Genomic DNA, 3,339 nt, shown 5'->3' with positions numbered 1-3,339 from the left:
AAGCGAAGCGGCGGGCCTGGAGGAACACGGCCGGGGCGGTGTGTGTGACCGTCCCGGCCGTGTGTCGTGTCAGGGGGTGTGGGTGCGGTGGTGGGTGTTCAGGGGTGTGGTGGGGCGGGGTTGGGTGGGCTGGCGGAAGTAGATCATCGGGTTGCGGCGGCCGGTGCGTACGGGGGTGTGCAGGTCGAGTTCCTTTTTCAGGTCCTGGATGGCCTGGTGTGTGTGGGGTGCGCGGGCCGCGGAGGCGGTGAAGAAGGGGGTGGTGTTGTTGGTGAGCCATTTGAGGATGACGGCGCCTTCGGTGAAGGGCAGGGCGTGGCGTTGGTGGAAGACGTCGTGGACGCTGACGGGGGTGTGGGGGGCGAGTGTGGGCAGCAGGTGGTGGGTGTACCAGCGGGCGAAGCGGCCGTTGTGGGCGGCGTCGATGAACAGGTAGTCGATGTGTGGGGGCAGGTGGTCGGTGCGGGTGCGTATGTCGCCCTTGGTGAAGGTCCAGCGGTCGGCGGCCAGGTGGTCGGGGACGTATTGGGGGGCGTGGTCGACGATGTCGAAGGAGTGCAGGTGTCCGGTGCCGTTGTCGCGCAGGGCGGACAGGATCCAGGTGGTGGACCAGCCGTAGTAGGTGCCGATCTCCACGGTGTGGGCGGGGGTGGTCTGGCGTAGGAGGAGGTAGGTGATCTCGGCTTCGATGTCGTCGAGTTGGGGGGTCATGGTGGGGTCGGCGTTGGTGTGGTGGTCGCGTTGTTGGTCGCGGACGCGCGCCAGGTCGTCGCGGTGGGTGCGGTAGAGGCCGCTGATGTGGTCGAGGTCGATGGCTGGCGCGGTCGGCATGGGGCGGTCCCGTGGTCGTGTGCGGGTGGTCGGTGGCTGCCGACCGTAACAGTGTGGTGGGGTCCCGTTACGGGCTTTGCTGTTTTGCGGTGGTGGGGGTGTGTCGTGGGGTTTGGGGGCGGTTTAGGGGCGGGTGCCGGGTGTGATGAGGCCGGAGTCGTAGGCGGCGATGACGGCTTGGGTGCGGTCGCGGACGCCGAGTTTGGCCAGGGTGTTGGAGACGTGGGTCTTGATGGTCTGCAGGCCTAGGTGCAGGTGGGTGGCGATTTCGGCGTTGGTCAGGCCTTGGGCCATGAGGGTGAGGGTTTGGGCTTCGCGTTCGGTGAGGGTGGCCACGGCGCGGGCCGCGGGTGTGGGGGCGGCGGGTTGGGTGGCGGCCAGGGCGCGTAGGGCGGTGGGAAAGAGCAGGGTCTGGCCGTGGTGGACGATGCGGATGGCGGCGAGGATGTCCTCGGGCGGGGTGCGTTTGAGGAGGAATCCGGTGGCTCCGGCGCGTAGGGCGCCCCAGACGTAGTCGTCGTTGTCGAAGGTGGTGACGACGATGACGCGGGGCGGGTGGTCCAGGGTCTGGGTGAGGGTGATGGGTTGGTGGGGGCGTGGCGCAGGGTGTTGGTGAGGGCTTCTTGGGTGATGCGGTAGGTCTCGCGGGAGAGCAGGGCGGGTACGTGGGCGGGGCCGCCGGTGGGGGTGTGCGGGGGGTGGGGGTGTCTTCGCGAAGGACGCCCAGGGCGTGGTCGAGGTCGGCGGTGGCGGTGCGGGCGGCGTCGGCGATGATGAGGTGGACCCAGCGGCGGTGGGTGTGGGCGCTGGTGAGTGGGTGGGTGAGGGTGCGCACGGGGTGATGGCGGCACAGGGGGTGGGGGTGTGCCTGCCCTCGGTGGGTGAGTGGGGTGTTTCTCAGTTGGTGTGGGCATGGTGTGGGGGTGGTGGTGTGTTGCAGGGGTGGTGCCATCTCGGGTGCGGGGTGGAGGGTCATCGCCGGTGTATGACTCACGTCACATTGTGCTGGTTCGGTGGTGTTTACCGGGGTCAGTGGAAAATGTGATGAACCTTTCGTCCTATGGTGGGGCAAGTGACACGTAGTTCGACGCCGCCACAAGCGGCACACACGACCAAGTCGGGGCTGGCCCACACGCTGCGCCGCCGGCATATGGCACTGATCGCGATCGGTGGTTCCGTGGGCGCGGGGCTGTTCATCGGGTCGGGGGCGGTCATCCACACCGCCGGTCCGGCCGCGGTGTTCTCCTACGCCCTGGCCGGGGCACTGGTCTTTCTCACCCTGCGGGCGTTGGGCGAGATGGTGGTGTCCGTTCCGGCGGGCGGGGCCTTCTCCGACTACGCCCGGTTGGCCTTCGGGCCGCGCGCCGGGTTCACCATCGGTTGGATCTACTGGTGGCTGTATGCGGTGCTGGTGGCCGCCGAGTCGGTGGCCGGGGCCTCGATCCTGGGCCAGTGGGTGAACCTGCCCCAGTGGCTGCTGGCCCTGTTGGTGCTGTTGTCGATGACGGTGGCCAACCTGATCTCGGTTCGGGTGTTCGCCGAGACCGAGTCGTTCTTCTCGCTGGTCAAGGTCGGCACGATCGTGGCGTTCTTGCTCATCGGCGGGTTGTGGGCGCTGGGGCTGTGGAGTGGCTCGGGCGGATCGCACGTGGCCAACCTGTGGGAGCACGGCGGGTTCGCCCCCAACGGGTGGGTGGCGGTGCTGGCCGCGACGGTGGTGGTGCTCTTCGCCTTCGGTGGCGTGGAGATCATCACCATCGCCGCTGGTGAGAGCGATGAGCCCGAGCGGGGGGTGGCCTCGGCCATCACCAACGTGTTGTGGCGCATCGGCCTGTTCTACCTGGCTTCCATCGTGGTGGTGGTGATGGTGGTGCCGTGGAACACCACCGACCTGGAGCGCAGCCCCTTCGTGGTGGTGATGGAGACGGTGGGGGTGCCCGGTGCCGCCGTGATCATGGAGGTCGTGGTGCTGGTTGCGGTGTTGAGCGTGCTCAACGCCGCGATGTACACCACCTCGCGCATGCTGTTCGCGCTCTCCCGTCAGGGTGATGCCCCTCGGGCGCTGAGCCGGACCACCAAGCGTGGTGTTCCCGCGCGCGCGATCGTGTTGGGCACGGTGGTGGGGTATGTGGCCGTGGTGGCCGAGTACCTGCTGCCGGGCAAGGTGTTCGGGTTCCTGGTCGCCTCGATCGGTGCGATCCTGCTGGTGTTGTTCGTGACCATCTGCGCCTCGCAGTTGGTCGTGGGTCGGCGTGTGCGGCGGCGCGCCCCTGAGCGTCTGACGCTGCGCATGTGGGGTTTTCCGTATCTGACCTGGGTGGTGTTGGCGGGGTTGATCGCGATCGCGGTGGCGATGGCGGCGATCCCGGACCAGCGCCAGGCGCTCTTCGCCAGCCTGGGTTCGGTGGTCGTGGCCGTGGTGGCGTTCGAGGTCCGCAAGCGGTGGGGGTCGACTCCGGTCAGTGAGTCGGTGCTCGGCATGGAGGGGCGCACCAGCCCCGAGGAGTT

2 protein-coding genes and 1 pseudogene are annotated in these 3,339 nt (G+C 68.3%); 1 reads left to right on the top strand and 2 read right to left on the bottom strand.

What is annotated here, in order from left to right; genetic code table 11:
• Window positions 1–69: 69 nt before the first annotated feature.
• Window positions 70–831, bottom strand: a complete 762-nt coding sequence (locus D471_RS0105150) for a class I SAM-dependent methyltransferase (protein WP_017597641.1) — start codon at window positions 829–831, stop codon at window positions 70–72.
• A gap of 123 nt (window positions 832–954) precedes the next feature.
• Window positions 955–1,407: pseudogene (locus D471_RS33095) on the bottom strand (LuxR C-terminal-related transcriptional regulator); the annotation flags it as partial.
• Window positions 1,408–1,981: 574 nt separating this feature from the next.
• Here D471_RS33095 and D471_RS0105135 point away from each other — a divergent pair.
• On the top strand, window positions 1,982–3,339 hold a 1,358-nt coding region (locus tag D471_RS0105135), incomplete at its 3' end, for an amino acid permease (protein WP_017597638.1).

Origin of the sequence: Nocardiopsis lucentensis DSM 44048 (assembly GCF_000341125.1) — a bacterium.
Lineage (GTDB): Bacteria > Actinomycetota > Actinomycetes > Streptosporangiales > Streptosporangiaceae > Nocardiopsis > Nocardiopsis lucentensis.
The sequence above is the reverse complement of the archived record's forward strand: the minus strand, read 5'-3'. Positions and strand labels throughout refer to the sequence as shown.

Coding starts and splice junctions, on each gene's coding strand:
- D471_RS0105150 (WP_017597641.1), bottom strand. CDS start 831: ATGCCGACCGCGCCAGCCATCGACCTCGACCACATCAGCGGCCTCTAC.